Source organism: Ideonella livida (assembly GCF_010499455.1).
GTDB lineage: Bacteria > Pseudomonadota > Gammaproteobacteria > Burkholderiales > Burkholderiaceae_C > Ideonella > Ideonella livida.
The window spans coordinates 305,143-331,336 of the sequence record NZ_JAAGOH010000002.1 but is presented as its reverse complement, the minus strand read 5'-3'; the positions used below and the strand labels follow the sequence as shown (position 1 = coordinate 331,336).

The 26,194-nt window shown below is 70.4% G+C and carries 22 protein-coding genes; 6 read left to right on the top strand and 16 right to left on the bottom strand.

Annotated elements, in window-relative coordinates:
* Positions 1-292: 292 nt before the first annotated feature.
* The 6 genes from G3A44_RS03410 to G3A44_RS03385 form a co-directional block, all read right to left on the bottom strand.
* Positions 293-1,222 carry a hydroxymethylglutaryl-CoA lyase gene (locus G3A44_RS03410; protein ID WP_163456074.1) on the bottom strand — a complete coding sequence of 310 codons (930 nt, stop codon included), beginning with the start codon at positions 1,220-1,222 and terminating at the stop codon, positions 293-295.
* A gap of 59 nt (positions 1,223-1,281) precedes the next feature.
* A complete protein-coding gene (locus tag G3A44_RS03405; protein WP_163456073.1) occupies positions 1,282-3,345 on the bottom strand; it encodes an acetyl/propionyl/methylcrotonyl-CoA carboxylase subunit alpha in 2,064 nt (687 codons plus the stop codon).
* A 58-nt stretch (positions 3,346-3,403) separates the two neighbouring features.
* On the bottom strand, positions 3,404-4,204 hold the full coding sequence (locus tag G3A44_RS03400) for an enoyl-CoA hydratase/isomerase family protein (protein WP_163456072.1): 801 nt from the start codon (positions 4,202-4,204) through the stop codon (positions 3,404-3,406).
* Entirely contained in the window at positions 4,201-5,553 is a 1,353-nt protein-coding gene (locus tag G3A44_RS03395) for a dienelactone hydrolase family protein (RefSeq protein ID WP_163456071.1), read from the bottom strand. The genes G3A44_RS03400 and G3A44_RS03395 overlap by 4 nt, the downstream gene beginning before the upstream one ends.
* A gap of 76 nt (positions 5,554-5,629) precedes the next feature.
* On the bottom strand, positions 5,630-7,252 hold the full coding sequence (locus G3A44_RS03390; protein WP_163456070.1) for a carboxyl transferase domain-containing protein: 1,623 nt from the start codon (positions 7,250-7,252) through the stop codon (positions 5,630-5,632).
* An 82-nt stretch (positions 7,253-7,334) separates the two neighbouring features.
* Positions 7,335-8,507: an isovaleryl-CoA dehydrogenase gene (locus tag G3A44_RS03385; protein ID WP_163456069.1), complete on the bottom strand. Its 1,173-nt coding sequence runs from the start codon at positions 8,505-8,507 to the stop codon at positions 7,335-7,337.
* Positions 8,508-8,720: 213 nt separating this feature from the next.
* Here G3A44_RS03385 and G3A44_RS03380 point away from each other — a divergent pair, with 213 nt between their 5' ends.
* On the top strand, positions 8,721-9,476 hold the full coding sequence (locus tag G3A44_RS03380) for a TetR/AcrR family transcriptional regulator (RefSeq protein ID WP_163456068.1): 756 nt from the start codon (positions 8,721-8,723) through the stop codon (positions 9,474-9,476).
* Positions 9,477-9,768: 292 nt separating this feature from the next.
* Positions 9,769-11,151 (top strand): dicarboxylate/amino acid:cation symporter, encoded by a 1,383-nt coding sequence (locus tag G3A44_RS03375; protein ID WP_163456067.1) that lies wholly within the window; start codon positions 9,769-9,771, stop codon positions 11,149-11,151.
* 129 nt (positions 11,152-11,280) lie between these two features.
* Here G3A44_RS03375 and G3A44_RS03370 read toward each other — a convergent pair whose 3' ends face one another.
* From G3A44_RS03370 to G3A44_RS03325, 10 genes are all read right to left on the bottom strand, one after another.
* On the bottom strand, positions 11,281-13,083 hold the full coding sequence (locus G3A44_RS03370) for a glutamine--tRNA ligase/YqeY domain fusion protein (protein WP_163456066.1): 1,803 nt from the start codon (positions 13,081-13,083) through the stop codon (positions 11,281-11,283).
* A 119-nt stretch (positions 13,084-13,202) separates the two neighbouring features.
* The gene (locus G3A44_RS03365) at positions 13,203-14,054 is read right to left on the bottom strand and encodes a LytR/AlgR family response regulator transcription factor (RefSeq protein ID WP_163456065.1); all 852 of its coding nucleotides are present in this window, start codon (positions 14,052-14,054) and stop codon (positions 13,203-13,205) included.
* A gap of 17 nt (positions 14,055-14,071) precedes the next feature.
* Positions 14,072-15,238, bottom strand: coding sequence for a sensor histidine kinase (locus tag G3A44_RS03360; protein WP_163456064.1), 1,167 nt, complete (start codon positions 15,236-15,238; stop codon positions 14,072-14,074).
* A gap of 110 nt (positions 15,239-15,348) precedes the next feature.
* Positions 15,349-16,632: a hypothetical protein gene (locus tag G3A44_RS03355; RefSeq protein WP_163456063.1), complete on the bottom strand. Its 1,284-nt coding sequence runs from the start codon at positions 16,630-16,632 to the stop codon at positions 15,349-15,351.
* An 8-nt stretch (positions 16,633-16,640) separates the two neighbouring features.
* Positions 16,641-17,423 (bottom strand): outer membrane lipoprotein-sorting protein, encoded by a 783-nt coding sequence (locus G3A44_RS03350; protein ID WP_163456062.1) that lies wholly within the window; start codon positions 17,421-17,423, stop codon positions 16,641-16,643.
* A gap of 25 nt (positions 17,424-17,448) precedes the next feature.
* A complete protein-coding gene (locus G3A44_RS03345; protein ID WP_163456061.1) occupies positions 17,449-18,678 on the bottom strand; it encodes an ABC transporter permease in 1,230 nt (409 codons plus the stop codon).
* Entirely contained in the window at positions 18,675-19,382 is a 708-nt protein-coding gene (locus G3A44_RS03340; RefSeq protein ID WP_163456060.1) for an ABC transporter ATP-binding protein, read from the bottom strand. The genes G3A44_RS03345 and G3A44_RS03340 overlap by 4 nt, the downstream gene beginning before the upstream one ends.
* Positions 19,383-19,457: 75 nt before the next feature.
* Positions 19,458-20,081 carry a hypothetical protein gene (locus tag G3A44_RS03335; protein WP_163456059.1) on the bottom strand — a complete coding sequence of 208 codons (624 nt, stop codon included), beginning with the start codon at positions 20,079-20,081 and terminating at the stop codon, positions 19,458-19,460.
* 169 nt (positions 20,082-20,250) lie between these two features.
* Entirely contained in the window at positions 20,251-20,709 is a 459-nt protein-coding gene (locus G3A44_RS03330) for a bacteriohemerythrin (protein ID WP_163456058.1), read from the bottom strand.
* 173 nt (positions 20,710-20,882) lie between these two features.
* Entirely contained in the window at positions 20,883-22,430 is a 1,548-nt protein-coding gene (locus tag G3A44_RS03325) for a helicase HerA-like domain-containing protein (RefSeq protein WP_163456057.1), read from the bottom strand.
* Between the two features lie 179 nt (positions 22,431-22,609).
* Between G3A44_RS03325 and G3A44_RS03320 the strand changes: the two genes are divergently transcribed.
* Genes G3A44_RS03320 through hemF form a run of 4 tightly spaced genes read left to right on the top strand, consistent with a single transcriptional unit; the run spans position 22,610 to position 26,178 of the window.
* A complete protein-coding gene (locus tag G3A44_RS03320; protein ID WP_163456056.1) occupies positions 22,610-23,335 on the top strand; it encodes a YebC/PmpR family DNA-binding transcriptional regulator in 726 nt (241 codons plus the stop codon).
* Positions 23,332-24,615 (top strand): phosphoribosylamine--glycine ligase, encoded by a 1,284-nt coding sequence (purD, locus tag G3A44_RS03315; RefSeq protein WP_163456055.1) that lies wholly within the window; start codon positions 23,332-23,334, stop codon positions 24,613-24,615. The genes G3A44_RS03320 and purD overlap by 4 nt, the downstream gene beginning before the upstream one ends.
* On the top strand, positions 24,599-25,252 hold the full coding sequence (locus G3A44_RS03310; RefSeq protein ID WP_203561265.1) for a 1-acyl-sn-glycerol-3-phosphate acyltransferase: 654 nt from the start codon (positions 24,599-24,601) through the stop codon (positions 25,250-25,252). The genes purD and G3A44_RS03310 overlap by 17 nt, the downstream gene beginning before the upstream one ends.
* Positions 25,249-26,178 (top strand): oxygen-dependent coproporphyrinogen oxidase, encoded by a 930-nt coding sequence (gene hemF / locus G3A44_RS03305; protein WP_163456103.1) that lies wholly within the window; start codon positions 25,249-25,251, stop codon positions 26,176-26,178. The genes G3A44_RS03310 and hemF overlap by 4 nt, the downstream gene beginning before the upstream one ends.
* Positions 26,179-26,194: the final 16 nt, after the last annotated feature.

Here is a 26,194-nt window from a genome sequence, read left to right as displayed (position 1 = left end):
AGCCGGGGCGGCGGCCACAGGGGCCGGGGCCGCCGGAGCGGGGGCCGGGGCGGGGGCAGCGGGCTCGGCCACCGGGGTGCTGCTGCAACCGGCAAAAAGGGCCGAAACGGAAACAACCAGGGTACCGATCTTGACGATGTTCATTCAGAGCTCTCCGGGGGATTGGGACGCTAACACGCGATTGTAGTGTGTTCCTCGTGTCGGTTCGTCCCTGCAATTGGGCACAACCCGCGGTAACGCGGGTCATTTTGATGGCACGGTCGGCCTCGAATCTGGGGGGAGGGGGTGGCGCTCAGGTTGGACAGCGGGCCTGCAGGGCGCGGGCCGCCCGTGAGCCGCTGGTCTGGCCTAGGGCTTCGCGGATGAAGAGGCCGGCGTCGATCAGGGCGTCCAGGTCCACGCCGGTCTCGATGCCCAGGCCGTGCAGCAGGTAGACGACGTCTTCCGTGGCCACGTTGCCGGTGGCGCCCCGGGCGTAGGGGCAGCCGCCCAGGCCCGACACGCTGGTGTCGAAGGTCGCGATGCCCAGCTCCAGGCTGGCGAGCACATTGGCCACGGCCATGCCGTAGGTGTCGTGGAAGTGTCCGCTGACCTCGTGCAGCGGGTAGTGGCGCAGCGCTGCCTCCAGGGCCGCCTGCACCTGTCGCGGGGTGCCCACCCCGATGGTGTCGGCCACCCCCACGTGCTGCACGCCGATGGCCGCCATCCGGCGGGCCACCTCTTCCACCCGCGCCGGTGCCACGGCCCCCTCGTAGGGGCAACCCACGGCGCAGGAGATGGCGCCCCGCACCTTGACGCCCGCCGCCCGGGCTGCGGCCACCACGGGGGCGAAGCGTTCGATGGACTCGGCGATGGAGCAGTTGATGTTCTTTTGGCTGAAGGCTTCGCTGGCGGCCCCGAAGACCACGATCTCATCGGGTTGGCTGGCCTGCGCCGCCTCCCAGCCCTTGAGGTTGGGCGTGAGCACTGAGTAGCGCACGCCGGGCCGCCGTTGCACCGCAGCCATCACGGCGGCGTTGTCGGCCATCTGCGGCACCCATTTGGGGCTGACGAAGCTGGTGACTTCGATCTCCCGCAGGCCGGCGGCCTGCAGGCGGTGCACCAGCTCCACCTTGGTGGCGGTGGGCACGGTCTGCTTCTCGTTTTGCAGGCCGTCGCGGGGGCCGACCTCCACCAGGGTGACGCGGGATGGGTGGTGGGAGGCGGCGCGGAGGGTGTTCATGGGGGGCATTGTGCGGAAGAAGGGCGCAGCGGGCTGGCGTCGGGTCCGTGGGATGCGTCTCAGGCCTCGGCCAGGCGCAGCAGCTCGGCGCCTTCACCCACCTGATCGCCCACGGCGTACAGCAGCTCGGCCACGGTGCCGGCCCGCGGGGCGCACAGGGTGTGTTCCATCTTCATGGCCTCCATCACGGCCAGGGGCTGGCCGGCTTCCACCGTCTGGCCGGCCTTGGCCAGCAGGGCGATGACCTTGCCTGGCATCGGTGCGGTCAGGCGACCGCCTTCGGTTGCGCCATCGGCGGCGTGGGCGATGGGGTCGAAGTCTTCCAGCACCAGGCTGCCGGTGGCGCTGAACACGGCGCGCTGCTGGCCCAGCGCGTGCACGCAGAGCACCTGGCGCGTGTCGTCCAGCTGCACCTCGAAGCGGTCGTCGCCCAGGCCACGCCAGCGCAGGACCTGGTCAGCACCGGCTGCTGAACTGCCCGGCGCGCCGCTGCCCAGGCGCAGGCCCAGGGTGCCGCGGTGGTGGCGCAGCAGGGTGACGGTGTGGTGCACCGGCGTGGCGGCCCGCTCCAGCAGGTCAAAGCGCCGCTGGGCGCCGCCGTGCAGGCGCCAGCCGTCGCGGCGCGACCAGGGGTCGGCGCCTTCCTGGCCGGCTTCACGGGCCAGCGCCCAGGCGATCACGCCGGCCGCCGCCCAGGACAGGGGCAGGCCGGGCTGCTCGAACAGCACGGCACGTTCGCGCTCGATCAGCGCGGTGTCCAGGTCGGCTCCGGTGAAGCTGGCGCTGGCGGCCACCCGCCGCAGAAAGGTCACATTGGTTTGCAGGCCCAGGATGTGGGTGTCGCGCAGCGCGGCGTCCAGCCGGGCCAGGGCCTGGGCACGGTCCTCGCCCCAGACGATGAGCTTGGCCACCATGGAGTCGTAGTGCGGGCTGATGGCGTCGCCCTGGCGCACGCCGGCGTCCACGCGCACCGGCGCCGGTTCATGGAAGCGCTCCATGTCGGCATTGCGGCGGAAGGCCACGTGCTCGGGCCAGCGCAGCACGCCCAGGGTGCCGGTGGCGGGCAGGAAGCCGGCGTCCGGGTTCTCGGCGCAGATGCGGGCCTCGATGGCATGGCCGGTCAGCGTCACCCGGTCCTGGGTGATGGCCAGCGGCTCACCGCTGGCCACGCGCAGTTGCCACTCCACCAGGTCAAAGCCGGTGACGGCTTCGGTCACCGGGTGCTCCACCTGCAGGCGGGTGTTCATCTCCATGAAGTAGAAGCGGATGTCGCCGTCGGTTGTGGGTTCGGCGATGAACTCCACCGTGCCCGCGCCCACATAGCCCACGGCTTGCGCGGCGGCCACGGCGGCGGCGCCCATCTCGGCGCGGCGCTCGGCGGAGAGGCCGGGCGCGGGGGATTCCTCCAGCACCTTCTGGTGGCGGCGCTGCACCGAGCAGTCGCGCTCGCCCAGGTGGATGCAGTGGCCGTGCGCATCGGCGAAGACCTGGATCTCGATGTGGCGCGGGCGGGTGACGTAGCGCTCCACCAGCACGTGGGCGTTGCCGAAGCTGGCCTGGGCCTCGCGCTGGCAGGAGGCGAGTGCGGCGGCAAAGTCTTCAGCCCGGTCCACGCGGCGCATGCCGCGGCCGCCGCCGCCGGCGCTGGCCTTGATGAGCACGGGGTAGCCAATGCGTTCGGCCTCGCGGGCCAGCAGGGCGGGGTCGTTGTCGTCGCCGTGGTAGCCGGGCACCAGCGGCACACCGGCCTGGCTCATCAGCGCCTTGGCGGCGGCCTTGGAGCCCATGGCGGCGATGGCGGCGGGCGGCGGGCCGATGAAGACCAAGCCCGCTTCAGCGCAGGCGCGGGCGAAGTCTTCGTTCTCGCTGAGGAAGCCGTAGCCGGGGTGCACGGCCTGGGCACCGGTGGCCCGGGCGGCGGCCAGGATGCGCTCCCAGCGCAGGTAGCTGTCCTGGGCGGCCAAGCCGCCCAGGGCGACGGCCTCGTCACAGGCTTGCACGTGGGCGGCCTGGGCGTCGGCGTCGGAGTACACGGCCACGGTCTTGACGCCCAGGCGGCGGGCGGTGGTGGCCACGCGGCAGGCGATTTCGCCGCGGTTGGCAATCAGGATCTTGTTGAACATGGTCATGTCTCCGGGAAGCGATGGCCGTGCGGGTTCGAGGGCCCGCTGGGGTGAAGGGTCAGCCGGCGTGGCGCCAGGCGGGGGGGCGCTTGTCCAGGAAGGACGACACGCCCTCCTTGCCTTCGGCGCTGGCGCGGATGTCGGCAATGCGGCGGGCGGTGTCGGCCCGCAGGTCGGCGCTCAGGGGCTGACCGGCCAGGTCTTGCACAAGGCGCTTGCAGGCCTTGACCGCGGCCGGGCCGTTGGCGCAGACCGCCTCCAGCACCGCGGCCACGCGCTCATCCAGGGTGTCCGGGGTACACAGCTCGTGCACCAGGCCCAGGCGGTGCGCCTCGGCGGCGGAAAAGCGCTCGGCCGTGGTGAAGTAGCGGCGCGAGGCCTGCTCGCCCAGCGCCCGCAGCACGTAGGGACCGATGGTGGCCGGCAGCAGGCCGAGCTTGGCTTCTGAGAGGCAGAAGCTGGCGGCGTCGCTGGCCAGCAGCACGTCGCACACGGCGGCCAGGCCCACGCCGCCGGCGTAGCAGTCACCGTGCACGCGGCCCACCACCGGCACCGGGCACTGGTGCAGGGTCCAGAGCATGTCGGCCAGGGCCTGGGCATCGGCACGGTTTTGCGCCCAGCTGTAGTCGGCCATGGCACGCATCCAGTTCAGGTCGGCGCCGGCGCAGAAGGCCTTGCCGTGGCCGGCGAGCAGCACCACGCGCAGCTCGGGGTCCTGGCCCAGCTGTTGGAAGGTGGTGGTCAGCTCGGCGATGAGCTGCGGGTTGAAGGCGTTGCGCACGTCCGGCCGGTGCAGCCAGACCTCGGCGATGTAGGGGCGCGGACGGCGCAGGTCCAGGGTGGCAAGGGTGTCGGTCATGGTCGGGCGGTAGCGGAGGCGGAGGGGCTGGTGGCGGAGGGGGCGGCCGGTGGCGCGGCGGCAGGCGTCGGGGTCCAGACCACCGCGTCGTCCACCGCATAGAGCTGGCAGGGCCGGGGCTGGGTTTGCTGGCAGTTGGTCAGGGCGCGCTGGCGCGGCCGCTCGCCACGAGAAGACCAGCCAAAGCGCTGGCCCTGCGGGTCGATGGCAAAAGCGCGTGGGCTGGGTTTGAGCAGCCAGTCTCGGTACGCTTGCTGGAGCCGGGGCTGGTGGAAGGGCAGGGCCAGCGGGTCGTCCAGCGGGGCATGGCCGCTGGCCGGTGGCAGGGGCACGTCCTGCGGGTCGGCCTGGGGGTGGACCACGGTGGTGGGCAGGCCCAGGGCCTGCAGCCGGGCCATCAGGGGCGGGGCCCACAGGGGGCGGCCTTCGGGGCTGCCCAGCAGGGCGTGGGCGTCGTCGCGGAAGGTGCCGAAGGCCACCAGCGTGGCCAGGCCGCCGGCGGTCTGGTGGCGCAGGTGGGCTTCACGCCAGAGGGCTGGCGGGAACAGCGCGTCGTTGTCGCCGTAGAACCAGAGCGAGGGCAGGCGGGCCTCGGCCCCGAAGCGGGCGAAGGCCCGCAGCAGGTTCTCCTCCCAGCCGGGGCAGCGTTCTTGGCGCAGGCCGCCGGCCACATTGACCAGCAGCCGGGTGCCGGGGTGGGGTTGGGTGCCGTAGGCCAGCGTCACCAGGCCGCCGTGGGACTGGCCCAGGACCACCAGCCGGTCCAGGTCGGCCCAGGGCTGGCCCTCCAGCCAGCGCAGCGTGCGGTGCACGCTGCGGGCCTGGCCCAGGCCGTTGGCCACCAGGTCACAGCCGCCGATGGGCTCGCGCCCGCCGGAGCCGGCAAAGCCCTGGCGCATGGGGGCGACCACCACCCAGCCGCGCGAGACAAATTCCCGGGCCACCAGCACCGGCCGGCTGCGCGGCTGCTGGCGCGCGTCACCCTTGGCGCGGCCGTGGTTGAACAGCAGCACCGGGAAGGGGCCGGGGCCGGGCGGCCGAAAGACACTGACCTCCAGGTGGGGCGCGTCGGGGCCCTCTTCCGGCACGCGCAGCACGGCTTCGCCCAGGGTGGCGTCCAGCGGTGGGGGGCGGCGGGAGGCGGCGGTGGGGGTGGCTGCCGCTGCTGCGGGCGCTTCGGTCTGGGCCTGGGCGGCGGGCGGCAACCCCCCGGCGATGGCGATCAGCACCGCCACCACGCGGCGCATCGCCGATGGGGCCCGCCACGCCCGGGCCCGCCCGGCTTGGGTGCAGGCGATGGCCCAGCCCCGGGGGGCGGCGTGGTGGGTGGGCACGGCGGGGTCGGTCACGGTGGGGCGGCGGTGGGCGCGACAGGTTGGGGCCACTGGGGCGGGCCCTCCGGCAAGGCCGGGCGCCCGGGGCGACTCACATGCGGAACACGCCGAATTTCGTCTCCGGGATGGGCGCGTTGAGGCTGGCCGACAGGCCCAGGGCCAGCACGCGGCGGGTGTCCAGCGGGTGGATGACACCGTCGTCCCACAGGCGGGCGCTGGCGTAGTAGGGGTGGCCCTGGGCCTCGTACTGCTGGCGGATGGGGGCCTTGAAGGCTTCTTCCTCGGCGGGCGTCCACGCGCCGCCCTTGGCCTCGATGCCGTCGCGCTTGACGGTGGCCAGCACGCTGGCGGCCTGCTCGCCACCCATCACGCTGATGCGGGCGTTGGGCCACATCCACAGGAAGCGCGGGCTGTAGGCGCGGCCGCACATGCCGTAGTTGCCGGCACCGAAACTGCCGCCGATGATCACGGTGAACTTGGGTACCTGGGCACAGGCCACGGCCGTCACCATTTTGGCGCCGGCGCGGGCGATGCCTTCGTTCTCGTACTTCTGGCCCACCATGAAGCCGGTGATGTTCTGCAGGAACACCAGCGGAATGCGGCGTTGGCAGCACAGCTCGATGAAGTGCGCGCCCTTGTTGGCGCTTTCTGCGAACAGGATGCCGTTGTTGGCCACGATGCCCACCGGCATGCCCTCGATGTGGGCGAAGCCGCAGACCAGGGTTTGCCCATAGCGGGCCTTGAACTCGTCGAACGCCGAGCCATCGACCACACGGGCGATGATCTCGCGCACGTCAAAGGGCTTGCGCGTGTCGGTGGGGATCACGCTGAGCAGTTCCTCGGCCGGGTACAGCGGCGCCTGCGGCGTGCGCAGCACCAGGGGCTGGGGCTTGGTGCGGTTGAGGCTGCCCACGGCCTGGCGGGCCAGGGCCAGCGCGTGCAGGTCGTTCTCAGCCAGGTGGTCGGCCACGCCGGACAGGCGGGTGTGCACATCACCGCCGCCCAGGTCCTCGGCGCTCACCACCTCACCCGTGGCGGCCTTCACCAGCGGCGGGCCGCCCAGGAAGATGGTGCCCTGGTTCTTGACGATGATGGTCTCGTCGCTCATGGCGGGCACGTAGGCGCCACCGGCGGTGCAACTGCCCATCACCACGGCGATCTGGGCGATGCCTTGGGCGCTCAGGTGGGCCTGGTTGAAGAAGATGCGGCCGAAGTGGTCGCGGTCCGGGAACACCTCGTCCTGGTTGGGCAGGTTGGCGCCGCCGGAATCCACCAGGTAGAGGCAGGGCAGGTGGTTCTGCGCTGCGATCTCTTGCGCCCGCAGGTGCTTCTTGACGGTGAGCGGGTAGTAGGTGCCGCCCTTGACGGTGGCGTCATTGCAGACGATCACGCATTCGATGCCGGCCACGCGGCCGATGCCGGCGATCAGGCCGGCGGACGGCGCGGCGTCGCTGCCGTCCTTTTCCTTGTAGACGCCCAGGGCGGCCAGCGGCGCGATCTCCAGGAAGGGCGTGTCCGGGTCCAGCAGCATCTCCACACGCTCGCGCGGCAGCAGCTTGCCCCGGGCCAGGTGCTTGGCGCGGGCGGCCTCGCCCCCGCCCTGGGCGATCTGGGACAGCTTGGCTTGCAGGTCGTCCACCAGCGCCTGCATGGCGGCGGCATTGGCCTGGGCGTCGGCGCTGCGGGCGTTCAATTTGGAGGGCAGTGGGGCCATGGTGCGGTCACGGGGTCAGGAGTCGCCGGGTGGAGTGGGCTGGCCTGTCAGACGGCGCAGCCGCTTCGGGGGGGGGGGGCCGTCAGCAGGTTTCAGCAAAAAGTTCGCGGCCGATCAGCATGCGGCGGATCTCGGAGGTGCCCGCGCCGATCTCGTAGAGCTTGGCGTCGCGCCACAGGCGGCCGGTGGGGTACTCGTTGGTGTAGCCCACGCCGCCCAGGGCCTGGATCGCCTCGCCGGCCATCCAGGTGGCCTTCTCGGCGGTGTAGAGGATGACGCCGGCGGCGTCCTTGCGCAGCGTGCGGCTGTGGTCGCCACGGTCGCAGGCCTGGGCCACGGCGTAGCCGTAGGCGCGGCAGGCCTGGAAGGTGGAGTACATGTCGGCCAGCTTGCCCTGCATCAGCTGGAACTCGCCGATGGACTGGCCGAACTGCTTGCGCTCGTGCACGAAGGGCACGACCACGTCCAGGCAGGCGGCCATGATGCCCAGCGGGCCGCCCGAGAGCACGATGCGCTCGTAGTCGAGGCCGCTCATCAGCACCTTGGCGCCGTTGCCCTCGCCGCCCAGCACGTTCTCCTCGGGCACCTCGCAGTCGTCGAAGAACAGCGGGTAGGTGTTGGAGCCGCGCATGCCCAGCTTGTCCAGGTGCTCGCCCTTGCTGAAGCCCTTGAAGCCCTTCTCGATGATGAAGGCGGTCATGCCGCGCGCACCCAGCTCCGGTTCAGTTTTGGCGTAGACCACCAGGGTGTCGGCGTCGCCGCCGTTGGTGATCCACATCTTGCTGCCGTTGAGCACGTAGCGGTCGCCCTTCTTCTCGGCGCGCAGCTTCATGCTGACGACGTCCGAGCCGGCGCCCGGCTCGCTCATGGCCAGCGCGCCCACGTGCTCGCCGCTGATCAGCTGGGGCAGGTACTTCGCCTTCTGGGCGGCGTTGCCGTTGCGCTTGATCTGGTTGATGCACAGGTTGCTGTGCGCGCCGTAGCTCAGGCCCACCGAGGCGCTGGCGCGGGAGATCTCCTCCATGGCGACCATGTGGGCGACGTAGCCCAGGTTGGTGCCGCCCTCCTCCTCGGGCACGGTCAGGCCGTGCACGCCCAGCTCGCCCAGCTTGCGCCACAGGTCAGCGGGGAAGAGGTTGTCGCGGTCGATCTGCGCGGCGCGCGGGGCGATCTGGTCCTGCGCGAAGGTGCGCACCGCGTCGCGCAGCGCAGCGATGTCCTCGCCCAAGGGGAAGGTGAAGGTGGATTCGAACATGGCAGTCTCCGCACTGAATTGAGCATTGCTCAAATATTGGGATTCGGGTCAACCCTCGGGGTGGCGAAAAGGCCGCCATCCGCCGCTTTCAGCGCTGCAGCATAGCGCCATCCCACGGCGTAAGGCAATAGAGTTGAGGCTTGCTCAATAAATGCGTGGAAAGTCTGTGGCCGGGTTGACGGGGCCAGGGCCAGCCGGCACAGTGCGGCCGCCATGAGCACCCCGCCCGAACCACCGGCCCCCGGCACGTCCGGTGCTGCATCCGTCCCTGCCGCATCGCCCCGAGCCGGGCGTCGCCCACCGGCCAGCGCCAAGTCCGAGCAGCGGGTCCGGGACCTCTTGCGCGTGGGCCGCGAGGTCCTGGCCGAGAAGGGCTACGAGCGGGCCACCACCACCGAGATCGCCCAGCGTCTGGGCATCAGCGAAGCCACCGTCTTCACCTACTTCAGCGGCAAGCGTGCCCTGTGCGTGCAGGTCATCAGTGATTGGTATGACGAGATCATCCAGGCCATGGAAGCCGGCCTGGACCCGCAGGCCAGCACCCAGGCCCAGCTGCTGCACCTGGTTCGCACCCACCTGAGGCTGTTCCTTCAGCAAGGCACCGGACTGTGCGCCCTGGTGTTGTCCGAGGGCCGCAGCAAGGGGCAGGACCTGGGCGAGACCTTCCAGCCGCTACAGCGCCGCTACACCGCACCCTTGATGGCGGTGCTGGCGCGCGGGCAGGCCCGAGGCGAGTTGCGGCAGGACGTGTCGCTGCGCCTGATGCGTGCCACGGTGCTGGGCCCCATGGAGCATCTGCTCTGGGAGGTGGTGGGCCAATCCCGGCCCCTGGACGATGCCGCCATCGATGCCACCGCCCGCAGCCTGGTCCAGCTGCTGTGGCCGGCGCTGGCCGCGCCCCAGGCCGAGCTGGCGGCCCTGCGCCAGCTGCGCGAAGACGTGGCCGCAGCCCTGGCCCGCAGCGGCTGATCCACCGCCAGACCCGGCGAATGCACCAAAAGTGGGCGAAACGAGCGATGTGCCTGTTTTCGCAGCACGGCAAGGCAGCGCCTTTGACTTCAAGCACTTGGCGGGCGCCCGCACGCCTTGCCCACATGTTTGTCCACACGGACCGGGGAAAACCCCTGATTCAGTGGTAATTGTCCACAGGCAAGGCCGGATCGCACGTCCGACGGGCCTACGCAGAACCCACACGCTGCAAGGGGGGAGACCTGCCTAAACTTTAGGGAAAACCCTGTCAAGGAAAACCCGGAAGACCCCCATGAGTTCCCTTTCTCCTTCGGTTGGTGCAGCGCGCCAGCCCTTCTACAAGTCGCTGTATGTCCAGGTGTTGGCGGCCATTGCCATCGGCATTGCCCTGGGCCACTTCTATCCCGCCCTGGGCGAGCAGATGAAGCCGCTGGGCGACGGCTTCATCAAGCTGATCAAGATGATCATCGCCCCGATCATCTTCTGCACCGTGGTGCTGGGCATCGCCGGCATGGAGAACATGAAGAAGGTGGGCAAGACCGGTGGTCTGGCCCTGCTGTACTTCGAGGTGGTGTCCACCGTGGCGCTGGTCATCGGCCTGGTGGTCGTCAACCTGATGCAGCCGGGCACCGGCATGCATGTGGACCCCGCCAACCTCGACACCAAGGGCATCGCCGCCTATGTCGAGCCGGGCAAGATGAAGGGCACGGTCGACTTCCTGCTGGCCATCATCCCCAGCAGCGTGGTGGACGCCTTCGCCAAGGGCGACATCCTGCAGGTGCTGCTGTTCTCGGTGATGTTCGGCTTTGCGCTCCAGAAGTTCGGCGGCAAGCACAACATGGTGTTCACCTTCATCGACAAGCTGTCGCATGTGCTGTTTGCCATCGTCGGCGCCATCATGAAGGTGGCCCCGATCGGCGCCTTTGGCGCCATGGCCTTCACCATCGGCAAGTATGGTGTGGGCACGCTGATGCAGCTGGCCCAGCTGATGGCCTCGTTCTATGGCACCTGCCTGCTGTTCATCTTTGTGGTGCTGGGCCTGATCGCCAAGGTCCACGGCTTCTCGATCGTCAAGTTCATCAAGTTCATCAAGGAAGAACTGCTGATCGTGCTGGGCACCTCCTCGTCGGAGTCGGTGCTGCCGCGCATGATGCGCAAGCTGGAGCACGCCGGGGCCGAGAAGAGTGTGGTCGGCCTGGTGATCCCCACCGGCTACTCCTTCAACCTGGACGGTACCTCCATCTACCTGACCATGGCGGCGGTGTTCATCGCCCAGGCCACCGACACGCCCATGAGCCTGACCCAGCAGCTCACGCTGCTGGCCGTGCTGCTGCTGACCAGCAAGGGGGCGGCGGGCGTCACCGGCTCCGGCTTCATCGTGCTGGCGGCCACGCTGTCGGCCGTGGGCGGGGTGCCGGTGGCCGGCCTGGCGTTGATCCTGGGCATTGACCGCTTCATGAGCGAAGCCCGTGCCCTGACCAACCTCATCGGCAACGGTGTGGCCACCCTGGTGGTGGCCAAGTGGTGTGGCCAGCTCGACAGCCAGCAGATGCAGGCTGCGCTGGATGGGGCCCCCATGCCCGAGGGCAGCGAGCCCAGCCTGGAGCAGGCCCTGGCCGCCGCCGGCCAGGCCCTGCCGGCGGCGGTGCACGAGGCGGCGCCGGGCGCGCGCTGACATGCCCGCTGCGCGTTGACCGACACGACAAAAGGGGCCTGCGGGCCCCTTTGGTGTGTCCGGCCGGCGGCGCGGCGCCCATGAAAAAGCCGCCCGGGCGGGCGGCTTGGCGGCCGGCAGCGGGCGGGCTTACTTGCCCCAGCCGTCCTTGAGTGTGGTGATGCGGTTGATCACCGGATGCTCGGCGCTGTGGTCCAGGCGGTCGGCCACAAAGTAGCCGTGGCGTTCGAACTGGAACTTGTCGTCCGCTTGGGCCTTGGCCAGCGAGGGCTCCAGGTAGGAGCGCAGCACCTGCTTGCTGTTCGGGTTGAGCACGCTCAGGTAGTCGCGGCCGCCGGCGTCGGGCTGGGCCTCGGTGAACAGGCGGTCGAACAGGCGCATCTCGCAGGCCACGGCCTCGTGCACGCCCACCCAGGTGATGACGCCCTTGACCTTGACCGAGTCGGCGCCGGGGGTGCCGCTCTTGGTGTCGGGGATCACGGTGGCGGTGACGGCGGTAATGTGGCCGTCAGCGTCCTTCTCGCAGCCGGTGCACTCGATGATGACGCCGTACTTCAGCCGCACCTTGTTGCCCGGGAACAGGCGGAAGAAGCCCTTGGCGGGCGCTTCGGCAAAGTCTTCGCGCTCGATCCACAGCTCGGGGCCCAGGCTGAACTGGCGCTGGCCGAGTTCGGGCAGGTGCGGGTGGGCGGGGGCGCTGCAGGGTTCGCGGAAGTCGTCGCTGCCAAAGACTTCGGCGTAGTTGGTGAGCTTGAGCTTGACCGGGTCGATCACGGCCATGGCGCGTGGGGCCTTTTCCTCCAGGTCGGCGCGCAGGGCGATGTCCAGCACCGAGTAGTCCAGCCAGGCGTTGGTCTTGCTGGCGCCGGAGTCGTCGGCCACCTTGCGGATGGAGGCGGGCGTGTAGCCGCGCCGGCGCATGCCGGCCAGGGTGGGCAGGCGGGGGTCGTCCCAGCCGCTCACATGGCCTTCGTCCACCAGTTGCTTCAATTTGCGCTTGCTGGTGATGACGTAGCTGAGGTTGAGGCGGCCGAACTCGTACTGCTTGGGCAGCGGACGGGCCAGCAGGCCGGCATCGGCCAGGTTCTCCAGCAGCCAGTCGTAGAAGGGGCGCTGGTCTTCAAACTCCAGCGTGCAGATCGAGTGGCTGATGCGCTCCAGCGCGTCCTCGATCGGGTGGGCGAAGGTGTACATCGGGTAGATGCACCATTTGTCGCCGGTGTTGTGGTGGGTGGCGCGGCGGATGCGGTAGATGGCCGGGTCGCGCAGGTTGATGTTGGGCGAGGCCATGTCGATCTTGGCCCGCAGCACCATGGCGCCATCGGGGTGCACGCCGTCACGCATCTCTCGAAAGCGCGCCAGGTTCTCGGTCGGGGTGCGGCCGCGGAACGGGCTGTCCACGCCCGGGGTGGTGAAGTCGCCGCGGTTGGCACGCATCTCCTCGGGCGTCTGCTCGTCCACATAGGCCAGGCCGCGCTCGATCAGCGTCTCTGCGGCGCGGTACATGAAGTCGAAGTAGTCGCTGGCGTAGAACTGGTGGCTCACGCCGTGGGCGTTCCAGTCCCAGCCCAGCCAGGCCACCATCTCGCTGATGGCGTCCACGTACTCCTGCTCTTCCTTCTCGGGGTTGGTGTCGTCAAAGCGCAAGTGGCACACGCCGCCGTAGTCGCGCGCCAGGCCGAAGTTCAGGCAGATGCTCTTGGCGTGGCCCACGTGCAGGTAGCCGTTGGGCTCGGGCGGAAAGCGCAGGCGCACGCGGGCCGGGTCGGGCTGGCCGGCGGCGTGGTGGGCGGCGTCGCCCGGGCTGCCGGCAAAGGGGCGCTGGTCGTAGGTGCCGGCCTCCAGGTCGCGCTCGATGATGGCGCGCAGGAAGTTGTGGGGCTTGACCGGCTCGACGGCCGCTCCGGGGGTGGCGGGCTTGTGGGCGCTCATGAAAAAGCGTGGAGATTCAAAGGGTTGGGGCGCATTCGCCGGGGCACGGGGGTCCGTGGCGTCGGGCGCTGCGGGTTGTCACCGATTCTAGCCAGCGGCCCCCGCCCGCCGGTGGGCGCTCACATGCCCTTGAAGCGCGGGGCGTACAGGCGGCTGACCGGCAGGCGCTCGGGGCGCTGACGCAGTTGCAGAAACACCCGGCCGGCCTCGTCGCGGTGGGCCTGGGTGATGGCGGTGGCCCGCACCACCGTGCCGCGGTGGACCTGCCAGAACTCCTGCTCGTCGAGCTGCGGCAGCAGCTCGCGCAGGGCGCAGCGGATGAGGTACTCCTTGTCCGCGGTGAGCACACGAATGTATTTGTCGGCGGCTTCAAAGTAGACCACCTCGGCCACCGGCACCAGGTGCACGGTGGCGCCGGCGGAGGCCTGGATGACCTGCAGCCGCGGCGGGCTGGGCACCGCGGCGGCAGCGGGGGTGGACAGCAGCTGGCGCAGGCGGGCCAGGGTGCTCTCGTCCAGGCCCAGCGGGGCGGCGCCGTCGGCTGGCGGGGCGGTGGGTGAGGTGGGGGTGCAGGCCGTGGGGGCCGGCCGCTGGGCCAGCCAGCCCTGCAGGCGTTGCACCGCGGCGGCCAGCCGGGCCGGGGGCACCGGCTTGAGCAGGTAGTCCACCGCCTGGGCCTCGAAGGCCTGCAGCGCGTACTGGTCGTAGGCGGTGATGAAGACGACCAGGGGCAGGGGGCGCCCGGCCGGCCAGTCCTCCATGATGGCCTGGGCTGCCTCCAGTCCGGTGCGTCCGGGCATGCGGATGTCCAGGAACAGCAGGTCCGGCAGGTGGCGCAGGGCTTCGTCCACCGCCTCCTCGCCGTCCAGGGCGCTGGGCAGCAGGGTCAGGTCCGGCCAGGCTTGGCGCAGGCCGGCTTCCAGGGCGTGCGCCAGCAGGGGTTCGTCTTCGGCGATCAGGGCGGTGGGCATGGGCGGGGAAACGGAGGTCAGGCGGGGCCGGTGGTGGGCCGGGGCGGGCAAGGCAGGCGGATTTCAGCCCGGGTGCCCGGGGCCGCCGGGCTGGTGGTGGACGGGCGGTCACTCAGCGTGAAGCGGGCGCGCTCGCCGTACAGGGTGCTCAGGCGCTCCTGCACCTGGCGGGTGCCGAAGCCGGTGCCCGGCACGGGGCTGCCTGCCGCGGCCGGGCCAGCCTGGCCGGCCTGGGCGGCGGCCAGTCCGCGGCCGCTGTCCTCCACCCGCAGCAGCAGCGCGTCGCCTTCGCGCAGGGCCTGCACATGGATCAGGCCGCCGCGGCGCTGGGGCTCCAGGCCGTGCTTGATGGCGTTTTCCACCAGCGGCTGCAGCAGCAGCGGTGGCACGGGCAGGCTGGCCAGTTCCTCGGGCAGGTCCAGTTGGGTCTGCAGCCGCGGACCCATGCGGATTTGCATGAGCGCCAGGTAGTCGGCAACGCGCTGAAATTCGGCCGACAAGGGGTGGGCGCCGGTGCGGCTGGCTTGCAACGTGGCGCGCAGAAAGTCGATCAGGTGGTCCAGCATCTGCTGTGCCCGCACCGGGTCCACGCCGATGAGGGCGCGCAGGTTGGCCAGCGTGTTGAACATCATGTGCGGCTCCAGCTGGCTCTGCAGCAGGGTGAGCTGGGTCTCGGCCGCCAGCCGGGCCACGTCGGCGGCCTGCTGCTCGGCCTGGGCGATGCGGGCGCGGCTGTGGAAGAACCAGGTCAGGCCGACCGAGGCCAGGAGGGTGAACAGGCCGCTCAGGCCCCACTCCTGCACCGGTGCGGAAAACAGGCTGTGGTGCCGGTAGCCGGTGAGTGCGCCGCCCAGCGCTGCGCCCAGCTCGTAGCCCAGCAGCGTGCCCAGCAGCAGCAGCGGCACGGTCCAGCGCCAGCCGATCCAGCCGCGGTCCAGGGCGGCCTGCCGTCCCTGCGGCGTGCGCACAAGGTGATGCCACACCAGCCAGCGTCCGCCGTTGATGAAGGCCGAGGTGGCGTTGCCGATGCAGAACGAGAACACCAGGTTGACATGGGCAAAGCCCCAGCCGGCCAGGAAGACCAGCAGCACGCCAATGCCCAGGCACAACCCCTGGGTGATGAAGAAGATGCGCCACCAGCTGGGGTGGTACGCCGGCTGGCACGGGGCGTCTGGAGGGGGCATGGCAGAAGATTGTGGCGTGCTCAGGTTCAGATCCGCCCCAGGCCGTGGTGCCACGGGTGAATCGCTGCGGGGCTGTTGCCAGATGCCGTGGCCGCCCGGGCCTGCGGCGTTCAGAACGCCAGTGTGGCGGCGCCCAACAAGGTGCGGCGGGTGGGCAGTTGGGCCAGCACGCTGTCCCGGGGGCCGCCGGTCTGGCGCCAGGCGGCGTTGAGTTTCCAGCGGTCGCCCTGCCACTGGGCGGCGGTGGTGAGCAGCCGGCCGTGGTCGTCGGGGTGGATCAGGGTGTCCAGGCTGAATTGCCAGGCGCTGCCCAGCTCAGGCGGCTGCCAGCTGGTCCGCAGGAAGACGCTCTTGCGCTGCAGGCTGGAGAGGGCCAGGGTGGACAGGGGGTCGGTCTGCCAAGCCAGGTTGCCGGCCACCGCCGGCAGCAGCGAGGCGGGCAGGTGTGCCGGCAGCTGGGTCAGGGTCGCGTTGCGAGCGCGCCAGTCGCGCCATTGGGCGGCGCTGGGGGCGGTGGCGTCGTGCCAGGCTTCGGCCATCAGGCTTTGGCCGGCGGCGCCGGTCCACTGGCCGCCCAGCAGCAGCTGGCCTGCGCTGCCGTGGCGTGCCAGGCGCCAGGGGCTGGCGGTGGCCAAGGTTTCAGGGGCCATGCCGCTGAACTGCCAGGCGCGGTGATGGGCCTGCCAGCGGGCGCTGGCGTGCAGTTCCAGCGCCTCGCCCGGCACCCAGCTGGCGGCCAGGCCAGCCGCGGCGCCCAGGTCATGGCCCTGGCGGGCGAAAGCATAAAGGTCGGCCGCGCCCAGGCGTTGGTAGGCGCGCAGGGCCAGGGCCTGTTCGGCGGTACCCTCGCGGGGGGCCTGGGCGGCTTCGGTGCGGGGGTGGGCCCAGACCAGGCTGAGGGCCTGGTCGGCGCCGAACCATTCGGCCTGCAACAAGGGCTGGCCTTGAGGCGCGGTGCCCAGCAGGCCGCGCCGCTGCTCTTGCTGCACCATGTCATTGGGGCGAAAGGCGTAGCCCACGTCCCAGCTCACCACCTTGCGGCCGGCGCTGAGCTGCCAGGGGCCCAGGTCGGCACTGGCATGCAGTTCATTGAACCGGGCTTGGCTGTGCCCCGGCCCGCCCGTGGGGCGCTCGTGCTGCAGCAGCAGTTGGGCCTGAAGGCCCCGCCACCGGGCCGTGACTTCAGCCTCCACGGCGGCGCTGGAGGGCGGGGTGTCTTCCCGTGTCGGCTGCAGGGCGTGGGCGGCCGCCAGCGGGCCGGCGGCCGCGGCTTGGCGGTCGGTGGCCAGCAGGCGCAGCTCACCGCCCAGGCTCAGGGCCTGACTCTGGGCGCGTGCTGCGGGCCAGACCGCCAGCGTGGCCAAGATGAGGCACAGGGGAAGGTGGCGTGGCATGTCGGTCCTCATTCCAGGCTGGGGTTGCGGGCCAGGAACATGGGGTTGAGCCAGGTGTCGGGCACTTGTCGGGCGTGGCGGGCCAGGTACTGGATGCGGGTGAGCTTGTGGTGGGAGAGCTGGTCCTGGAGCTGCATCTCCTCCACCTGCTTGCCGGCCTTGTCGAGGGTGAAGCGCGCCTGCTTGGCCAGCTTGTCACTGTGCACGTACAGGTCGGCCCGCACCGGCTCGTGGCGCTGCAGCCCCACCCACAGCTCGATGCGGGCATAACTCACCCCTTTGCGGTTGGCCTGCAGGCTCAGGTGCAGGCAGCGCCGCGGGTTGGCGCCGGCCTCGGCGTCGGGCAGGCAGGTCTCTTCACCCACCAGGGTGGCGGCGTAGTCCTCCGACCAGCTCATGGTGGCGATGTCGCCGGTGGAGGCGTCGCCCAGCAGCTTCTGCGAGGCGGTGATGCGCATGGGGCGCTGGCTCCCTGGCATCAGCAGCCAGAAGTCGTCGGCCAGCATCAGCACTTTCTGGCCCGCATCGGCCGGGCTCTTCATCAGCACCAGGGCGCGGCGCTGGTCGGTGACGAAGACGGTGTAGAGGCGCTCCTTGTCGGCCTGGCCGTCGCGCCCCACGGTGGTGACGCGGGTCTCCACCTGCAGGTGGGTCTGGCCGGTGCGGTAGTCATCGGCGTGGCGCACCAGGGTGGTGGCATCCGGGGCGGCCTGAGCGATCGGGGCCGCAACGCAGGCACCCGCCAGGGCGAGGGTGCCCACCAGTCGGGGCATGGCGTGATGGAGGGACATGGCAGGAATTCCGTGCGTGGGGATGTCAGACATGGGCCAGAGCGTCCACCACCGGGCGGGTGACGGTGCGGCGCGCCACCCAGGCCGCGGCCAGCATGGCCAGGGCCACCATGCCGGAGACGGTGATGGCGTACATCAGCGGCTCGATGGCGATGATCAGCGGGTAGCCTTCAGAGCGGCCGGGTGGCGGCGGCATCTGCACCGGAAACACCAGCAGGCCGATGGCCACCGCCAGGGCGAGGAGCGCGCCGCCTGCGGCGCCCACGCCGCCCAGCACCATGCCCTCCAGGGCGAAGCTGCCCACCAGCTGGCCGGGCTGGGTGCCCATGGCGCGCAGGGTGCCCACTTCCCGGGTGCGTTCGATGATGGCCATGGCCATGGCGTTGGCCACGACGAAGACCACGATGACGGCGATGATCAGGCCCAGGGCGCCGAAGATGCGGTTGTAGAGGTCCTTGACGCTGCGGTAGAACACCGCCTCTTCCTGCCAGGTGCGAAGCTTGAGCTGGGGCAGTGCCGCCTGCAGGCGGTCGTGCGCCGGGTTGGTGTCGTCCATGCGGTGGAGGAACACGCCCAGGCGGGAGACCTTCTGCGTCACCAGCAGCTGCTGGGCGGTGGTCACGTCGGTGTAGACCAGGCGCTTGTCGATGTCGGGCACGCCGGTGGAGAACACGCCCTTGACGGTCACATCCAGCGCGTTCATGGCACCTTCGCTGGTGCTGACCAGCAGGGTCAGGCCGCTGCCGGGGCTGGCCTTCAAGGACTTGGCCAGGTCCACGCCCAGCATGACCTGGGCGCGGTCGTCGCCGGCCAGCACCTGCCCGGCCTTGACGCTGAGGAAAGGGCCCTTGACGGCGAACTCGGCGTCCGGGTCGATGCCGGCGGCGATCATCACCGTGGACTTGTCGCCGTTGCTGATCAGGCCGTTGAAATCCACCCGGGGCAGCACGCTGCGCACCGCCGGGTCGGCCAGGAGCTGGGCCTTGAGGGTGTCCACATCCGACAGGCCCAGTTCCATGGGCGTGTCTTCCTCGCGTTCAAACAGGGCGGGCTGGCCCACGATGAGGTGGCCGGTGGTGCGGGCTGAAGCCTCGGCCAGCGCCTGGTAGGTGGACAGGGCAAAGCCCCCGGCCAGCAGCACGGCGGCGGTGCCCAGGGCGGCGATGCTGACCGTGACGGCCGAGCGCCGGCGGTTGCGCAGGGTGTTGAGCCAGGCAAAGCGCAGCCAGGCCGGGGAGAAGAGGGTGGCGATCATGCGACGAGGCTTTCTTCAGCGCGGTCGGCGATTTGGCCGTCCAGCAGGGTGATGACACGGTCGCAGCGGCGCACCACCCGGTGGTCGTGCGTGGCGATCAGGAAGGCGGCGCCCTCGGCATGGCAGCGCTCGCGCATCAGGTCCAGCACCTGCTCGGCGGTGTGGGAGTCCAGGCTGGCGGTGGGTTCGTCGGCGATGACCAGGCGGGGCCGCTTGACCAGGGCGCGGGCCACGGCCACACGTTGGCGCTGGCCGCCAGACAGCGCGTCCGGGCGGTGGTGGGCGAACTCGGCCAGCCCCACGCCGTCGAGCGCCTGGGCCACGCGGGCCTGGCGCTCGGCCAGGGGCACGCCGGCCAGGAACAGCGGGAAGTCCACGTTGTCGGCCACGGTCATCACCGGCACCAGGTTGAAGCTCTGGAAGATGAAGCCGATGGACTCGCGCCGCAGCAGCGTGAGCGCCGCCTCGGACAGGCCCTGGACGGACTGGCCGTGGAAGTCGATGTCCCCTGCATCGGCCTGGTCGATCAGGCCGGCCAGGTTGAGGAGGGTGCTCTTGCCGCTGCCGGAGGGACCGGTCAAGGCCAGCATCTCGCCGGGCAGCACGTCCAGGTTCACGCCGCGCAGGGCGGGCACCCGGTGGGTGCCGAGCTGGTAGGTCTTGTGCAGGCCGCGCAGGCGCAGCACAGGGAAATTGGCGGTCATGGCAGCTTTCAATTCAGGGGGGGGCCGGATGGGGGCCGCGGGTGGCGGGGCCGCCCCGGGTCTGGGGCGGTGGGTTCAGCGGCCCAGCTTGTCGGCGTGGCGCTTCTGTGCGGCGGCCACCGACTCCTTGAAGCTGGCCGGCGCGCTGGCCAACAGGGGGTTGCGCAGCACTTCATGGAGCAGGCGGGCGCCGCGCTCGCTGCGGTTGAAGAAGCCCGGCACCGCCAGGAAGGTGTTGGCGGCCAGGAGCTTGACCTCCAGCACCGTGGGCACGCCACGCAGGTCCGGGGCCTCGTGGGCGGCGTTCAGCTGGGCCAGCGCCTTGTCCAGCTGCGCCAGGCCGTCGTCGGCAAAGCGCATCTTCTTCCAGGGCAGCATCGTGGTGTTGGCCAGCATGGTCTGCGAGGCGCCTGCATAGGCCAGGAGGGTCAGGTTGGCGGGCTGCTGGCGCAGGGCGGCCGCCAGGGCCTCGGCGGCGGCTTCCATCGCCTCCTTGTCGCCCTCGGCGGCCCGCTGGAACTGGCCGAAGGCGGTACTCAGCGCCGGGCTCAGGGGCGTGGCGGCCGGTGCGGCTGAGGCCGACGGCACCGCCGGTGCGGCCGTGGGCGCCTGCGCCCAGGCGGGCGCGGCGCCGACCAGCAAGCCGATGAGCAGCAGGGTGGTGGCGTGACGCCGGCCTGTGGGGGTGAAGTCAGACATCGCGGGCTCCTTGGGGCGGTGGGGACAGGGCATGGACGCCAGTGTGGGCGTGGCCTGTGGCCACCGCGAGCGGGCCGCGATGAGGTGGGCGTTTTCGGCGTGAACCGGCGCTGCCGCGGCGCGAGCTGCAGCCGCCGGCGGGCCTGGGAACGGCCCGCCGGCGACAGGATCAGCCGAAGAAGCGCTTGAGTGAGCGCCCCAGCCAGCCACCGGTCTGTGTGGGCTGGGTGGCCGCCTGGGCCTTGACCCCCACCTCCCGCACATACGCCATGTCGTCGCGCTTGATGTGGTGGATCAACCAGGTGCTCAGCATGGTGTGCAGCGCCTCGATGACGTTCTCCCCGGCGGCGTGGCGCTGCTGGTAGCCGCTGACGCGTTTGATGAACATCTCATGCACCGCCTTATGCGGCTTGGCGTACTGGTAGCCCACTTCCTCCTGCAGGCTTTCCTCGAACGCGAAGTGGGACTGGGTGTAGTCCACCAGGTCCTCCAACACCCGGCCCACCGAGGGCATGTCGCGCCGCAGCGCCGCCTGCTCCAGCTGGTTGATGTACTCGACGATGCGCCGGTGCTGGTTGTCGATGACCTCGATGCCGGTGTTGAGGTCGGTCGTCCACGTGATTCCCATCGGTTCTCCTCGTCCGCCCCAGGCGGTGCTTGCTGTGGGGCAGGGATCATGGAGAGCCGGGGGGCACCTCCGGCTGATGGGGGTCAAGGCAGGTGCCGTCCCGTGGTCGGGGTTAACCCTTGCTGTTGCGACAGCCCGGTGCGAACCGGGGTGGGCGCCCGGTCAGGTCCCCGTCAACGCCGGCGGCGTCCGCCACCGCTGCTGCCGCCCAGCAGGGAGCCCAGCACGCCGCGGACGATCTCGCGGCCCACGGCGGAGCCCACGGTGCGCACCGTGGAGCGGATCAGCACCTGGGCCAGGCCGTCACGCTGGCCGCCCCGCGGGCCGGTGCTGCCGAACAGCAGCTCACCCAGACCGCCCATCAGGCCACCGCCGGCTTCCTCGGCGGCGCCCTGGGCCTGCTCGCGTGCGGCCCCGCGGGCCTGGGCAGCCAGCTCACCGCTGTGGACGGCCCGGCCCTTGAGCTTCTCGTAGGCAGACTCCCGGTCCACCACCTGCTCATAGACGCCGGCCACCAGCGAGTCCTGGCGCAAGGCCTGCCGCTGCTCGGGGCTGATGGGGCCGATCTGGCTGCCGGGCGGACGCATCCACACCCGCTGCGTCACGCAGGGTCGCCCCTTGTCGTCCAGGCAGCTCACCAGGGCCTCGCCCACGCCCAGCTCGGTGATGGCGGTGGCCAGGTCCAGGGCGGGGTTGGCGCGCATGGTCTCGGCGGCCGACTTGACCGCCTTCTGGTCGCGCGGGGTGAAGGCGCGCAGCGCGTGCTGCACCCGGTTGCCCAGCTGGCCCAGGATGGTGTCGGGCACGTCCAGCGGGTTCTGGGTCACGAAGTACACGCCCACACCCTTGGAACGCACCAGGCGCACCACCAGCTCGATGCGCTCGACCAGCACGGCCGGTGCGTCCTTGAACAGCAGGTGGGCCTCGTCGAAGAAGAACACCAGCTTGGGCTTGTCCAGGTCCCCCACCTCGGGCAAGGTCTCGAACAGCTCCGAGAGCATCCACAGCAGGAAGGTCGCGTACAGGCGCGGCGCCGCCATCAGCTTCTCGGCCGCCAGGATGTTGATCACGCCCTTGCCGTCCACCGTCTGCATGAAGTCGGCGATGTCGAGCATGGGCTCGCCGAAGAAGCGGTCGCCGCCCTGCTGCTCAATCTGCAGCAGCCCGCGCTGGATGGCACCGATGCTGGCGGCGCTGACATTGCCGTATTCGGTGGTGAACTCGGCCGCGTTGTCGCCCACGTGCTGCAGCATGGCCCGCAGGTCCTTCAGGTCCAGCAGCAAGAGGCCCTGGTCGTCGGCGATCTTGAACACCAGGTTCAGCACGCCCTGCTGGGTTTCGTTGAGCGCCAGCATGCGGGCCAGCAGCAGCGGGCCCAGGTCGCTGACGGTGGCACGCACCGGGTGGCCCTGTTCGCCAAACACGTCCCACAGCGTGGCCGGGCAGGTGACGGGATCGGGCTGTGGCAGGCCGCGCTCCTGCAGGGTGGCCGCCAGCTTGGGGCTGACACGGCCGGGCTGGGTCACACCGGTCAGGTCGCCCTTGACGTCGGCCATGAACACCGGCACACCGATCTGCGAGAAGCTTTCGGCCAGCTGCTGCAGGGTGATGGTCTTGCCGGTGCCGGTGGCGCCAGTGATCAGGCCGTGGCGGTTGGCCAGCTGGGGCAGCAGATGCACCTGGGTGCTGCCGTGTTGTCCAAGAAGCAGGGGCTCGGCCATGGGGGGTCTCAGCGGGTGGGGCAACAGGGAGAAGGGGTCCGCACAGCTGCCGTGTGGCCACGGGCGCAATGCCTTTGGCCAGGCAGGTCCGGCTCGCCCAGTAAAATTGCAGTCTATCCAAGAACCTACCTACCCACCCATGCCCGGCCGCTGTGCTGCGGCAGCAGGAGCAGAACACCATGGCTGGTCATTCCAAATGGGCCAACATCCAGCACCGCAAAGGCCGGCAGGACGAGAAGCGCGGCAAGGTCTGGACCCGCATCACCCGCGAAATCATCGTCGCCGCCCGCCAGGGTGGCGGTGACATCAACATGAACCCGCGCCTGCGGCTGGCCATCGACAAGGCCAAGGCCGCCAACATGCCCGCGGACAACATCAAGCGCAACGTGGACAAGGCCACGGGCAACCTCGAAGGGGTGACCTACGAGGAAATCCGCTACGAGGGCTATGGCATCGGCGGCGCGGCCATCATCGTCGACACGATGACCGACAACCGCGTGCGCACCGTGGCCGAAGTGCGCCACGCTTTCAGCAAATGCGGCGGCAACCTGGGCACGGAAGGCTCGGTGGCCTTCCAGTTCAAGCACTGCGGGCAGTTGCTGTTTGCCCCCGGCTCCTCCGAGGACAAGCTGATGGAGGCTGCGCTGGAGGCCGGCGCTGACGACGTGGTCACCCACGACGACGGCTCCTTCGAGGTGCTGACGGCACCGGCCGACTTCGAGGCTGTGCGCGATGCCCTCAAGGCCGCCGGCCTGGAGGCCGAGGTGGCCGAGGTCACCATGCGTGCCGAGAACACCATCGCCCTGACAGGCGATGACGCCGCACGCATGCAGAAGCTGCTGGACATGCTGGAAGATCTGGACGACACGCAGAACGTCTACCACAACGCGGACATCCAGGAATGAACATCCTCGTCATCGGTTCGGGCGGCCGTGAGCACGCCCTGGCTTGGAAACTCTCGCAGAGCCCCAAGGTCCATCGCGTCTTTGTGGCGCCCGGCAACGGCGGCACCGCGCTGGACAAGCGCCTGACCAATGTGGTCCTCTCCGATCCCTCGGCCCTGGCCGACTTTGCCCAGGCCGAGAAGATCGCGCTCACCGTGGTGGGCCCCGAGGCGCCGCTGTCCCAAGGCGTGGTGGACGTGTTCCGCTCGCGAGGCCTGCGCATCTTCGGCCCGACCAAGGCGGCGGCCCAGTTGGAGAGCTCCAAGGCCTTCGCCAAGGACTTCATGAAGCGGCACCACATCCCGACGGCCGCCTACGAGACCTTCACCGACGCCACGGCCGCCCACGCCTTCATCGACCAGGTGGGCGCCCCCATCGTGGTCAAGGCCGATGGCCTGGCCGCCGGCAAGGGCGTGGTGGTGGCCATGACCGCCGAGGAAGCCCATGAGGCTGTGCGCTTCATGCTGGAGGACAACACCCTGGGTGTGGTGCACAACAGCGGCGGCGCCCGGGTGGTGATCGAGCAGTTCCTGCAGGGCGAGGAAGCCAGCTTCATCGTGCTGTGCGATGGCAAGAACGTGCTGGCGCTGGCCACCAGCCAGGACCACAAGCGCGTGGGCGATGGCGACACCGGCCCCAACACCGGCGGCATGGGCGCCTACTCGCCCGCTCCGGTGGTCACGCCCGATGTGCATGCCCGCGCCATGCGCGAGATCATCATGCCCACCATCCAGGGCATGGCCAAGGACGGCATCCCGTTCACCGGCTTCCTCTACGCCGGGCTGATGATCGATCCCGAGGGCAAGGTCAAGACGCTGGAGTTCAACACCCGCATGGGTGATCCCGAGACCCAGCCCATCCTGATGCGCCTGAAGAGCGACCTGGTGGACGTGCTGCTGCACGCCACCGACGGCACGCTCGACCAGGTCGAATTGCAGTGGGACCGCCGCTTTGCCCTGGGCGTGGTGATGGCCGCCGAGGGCTATCCCATGGCCCCCCGCAAGGGGGCGGTGATCAGCGGTCTGCCCACCACGGAGGCCGACGACGCCATGGTCTTCCACGCCGGCACCGCCTTGATCGACGGTCAGACCACGGTGGTGGGCGGGCGTGTCCTCTGCGTGACGGCGCTGGGTGACTCTGCCAAGACCGCTCAGGCCCGGGCCTACGAGGTGCTCCACCGCATCCAGTTCCAGGGCGCCCACTGGCGTAACGACATCGGCCACCGTGCCATCAAGCGCTGAGCCCGGCACCGGGCCGCGCCTGCTGCAGGAGCGCCCGGTCCAGCTGCGCGGAAGCACCCTGGCGCGTGCCGCACTGCGCCTGGCGGGCTGGACCCTGGTCTGGGACGGACTGCCCGCCCGGCAGGGCGTGCTGGTGGCCTACCCGCACACCTCCAACTGGGACTTCATCGTCGGCATCCTGGCCAAGTGGGCCATGGGCGTCCCGGCGCACTTCTGGGGCAAGGACAGCCTGTTCCGCGTGCCGCTGCTGGGTCGCTGGATGCGCTGGGTGGGCGGCATCCCCGTGGACCGCAGCGGTGCCCGGGGCATCGCCGCCGACATGGCCGTGCGATTCCGTGAAGCCCGCGCCGAGGACCGGTTCCTCTGGCTGGCCCTGGCCCCCGAGGGCACACGCAGCCGGGTGGAGCACTGGAAGAGCGGCTTCTATCCCGTGGCCCACGCTTCCGGCGTGCCGGTGGGGCTGGCCTTCTTTGACTACGCCAAGCGCGAGGTCGGCGTGGAGCGCTTCGTGGTGCTCAGCGGCGACCGTGACGCTGACATGGCCGCCCTGGCCGACTACTACGCCCGCCGCGCCCATGGCGCCCGGCCCGATCTGGCCGGCCCGGTGAGGCTCAAACCGCCTTCGGAGACCCCCTGATGGACACCCAGGCCCTGCGTGCCTATTTCCTCGACCTGCAGCGGCGCATCGTCGCCGGGGCCGAGACCCTGGACGGCCAGCCCTTCCTGACCGACGCCTGGACCCGGGAGCCCGGCGGCCGTCTGGAGGGTGACGGCATCACCCGCCTGATCGAGAACGGCGGGCTGCTTGAGCGTGGTGGCTGCAACTTCAGCCACGTCAAGGGCAAGGCCCTGCCACCCTCGGCCACCGCCCACCGGCCGGAGCTGGCGGGCGCGCCCTTCGAGGCCATGGGCGTGTCCCTGGTCTTCCACCCGCGCAACCCCTATGTGCCCACGGTGCACATGAATGTGCGCTGCTTCGCCGCCCTGCCGGCCGGACGTGAGCCGGTGGTGTGGTTCGGCGGTGGCATGGACCTGACGCCCTACTACGGCTTCGAAGAGGATGCGGTGCATTTCCACCAGGCCTGCCGCCAGGCGCTGGCGCCCTGGCCCGGCCTGCACGCGCGCTTCAAGCCCTGGTGCGACGAGTACTTCTACCTCAAGCACCGCCAGGAGCCCCGGGGCGTCGGCGGCATCTTCTTTGACGACTTCAACGAGCTGGGCTTCGAGGAGAGCTTTGCCATGACCCGGGCCGTGGGCGACGCCTTCCTGGGCGCCTACCTGCCCATTGCCGAGCGCCGTCGTGACACGCCCTACGGTGAGCGCGAGCGTGGCTTCCAGGGCTACCGGCGCGGCCGTTACGTCGAGTTCAACCTCGTCTTCGACCGGGGCACCCTCTTCGGCCTGCAGTCCGGCGGACGCACCGAAGCCATCCTGATGTCGATGCCGCCGGTGGTCCACTGGCGCTACGACTGGGCCCCCGAGCCGGGCACGCCCGAGGCCCGGCTCTACACCGACTTCCTGCGGCCGCGCGACTGGGCCGACGGCCCGGTGGCCGCAGCCTGAGCCTGGCCTGCCAGCG